This window comes from Rhodoferax sp. RT5P35, assembly GCF_056521385.1.
In genome coordinates this window covers 1-1,371 of sequence record NZ_JBWMAX010000150.1, presented here as the reverse complement: position 1 = coordinate 1,371, position 1,371 = coordinate 1, and the positions used below count along the sequence as shown (strand labels likewise).

Annotated in this window: 2 protein-coding genes; one reads left to right on the top strand and one right to left on the bottom strand. The window is 64.8% G+C overall.

The annotated features are described in order from the left end of the window. The coding region (locus tag AC097L_RS24500) for a pantoate--beta-alanine ligase (RefSeq protein WP_479589324.1) at window positions 1-163 on the top strand (163 nt) is incomplete at its 5' end. Between the two features lie 76 nt (window positions 164-239). Here AC097L_RS24500 and AC097L_RS24495 read toward each other — a convergent pair. Then, a partial coding sequence (locus tag AC097L_RS24495; protein WP_479589323.1) for a GGDEF domain-containing protein occupies window positions 240-1,371 on the bottom strand: 1,132 nt, incomplete at its 5' end.

The window sequence follows — 1,371 nt, the reverse complement described above, 5'->3', positions numbered from 1 at the left end:
CCAGGCGATGGACAGCCTGCGCGCCCGCGGCTGGGCCCCCGACTACCTGGTGGCCCGCCGCCGCAGCGACCTGCTGGCACCTGCAGGCGCAGACGAACCCCTGGTGGTGCTGGGCGCGGCCCGCCTGGGCAGTACCCGCCTGATCGACAACCTGGAAGTCTGAAGCCGCTTGCTATATTAAAAGTAGCTACTCACGCTTATGGAATAAGCGCTGGAGGCTGTTTTTATATATAAACAGATCAGGCCTCGACACGGTTGCGGCCACCGTGCTTGGCACGGTACATGGCCTGGTCGGCCTGGTCGATGACCGCGTCCAAGGGGTAGCCTGGGCGGCACAGCGCCAAGCCGAACGAGGCGGTCACGCGCAGCTCTGCCGGTGGCGGCAGGATGGCGGTACCGGCCAGGGCCCAGCGCAGGCGTTCGGCCATGGCCTGCACGGTCGTGCCGTCCACATCGGCCAGCAGGCAAATGAACTCTTCGCCCCCCCAACGCGCCAGGCAGTCCTGCGCGCGCAAATGGGTGCGCAGGCAGTCGGCCACCGCCACCAGCACCTGGTCGCCCACGCCGTGGCCCAGGCTGTCGTTGATTTGCTTGAAGTGGTCTATGTCGAGCAGCACGATGCCGAAGCAGGCCCCGAAGCGCTGGTGTCGCACGGGCTCCTGCAGGTGCCGCATCAGGGCGCGGCGGTTCATGCACTGGGTGAGCGGGTCGAGGTCGGCCATTTCGGCAATCACGGACAGGGCATGGGTCAGGTCGTCGTTTTTTTGGCGGAGCTCGGCGGCCATGGACTCGGCGGCCATGCGGGCGCGCATGCCCAGCAGCGACAAATGGCGGGAGGTGCGGCCATAGACTTGCACCATGGTCATTTCGCCGAACACCGAAGCGACCAGGGCCAGCGGCAAAACCATTTCATAGACCGCCGCAGCCCAGAGCGGGGGCCACATCAGCCCCACATTGAAGGCCAGCATGGTGGGCCACGACAAACACAGGTTATGGATCGAAATAACCCCCACCACCACCAGAAACAGGACGTTAAACATGAACAGCGGGATTTGGTCGTGCAAGCCCGGCATCAGGCAAACCAGGCCCCAGCTACTGCCAGAACAGAATAAGGTCAGCGCCAACCGACGCTCCGACCGCCACCGCTGCACGGGGTCGCCTGTATGCCGGCCCAGTTGCGCTGCCGACACGCCGTTGGCGATTTCACAGGCGATCAACAGAAGCAGCCAACCCCACAGCACGGCATCTGCAACATGGCCGTGCAATACGATGGCCTGCAAACCGTAACCCAGACATGAGGTGGAAGCCGACATGCGCGAGCGCGCCACCAGCTGCCGCGCCGACCACTGCTGTACCGGCTCGGACTCGAGC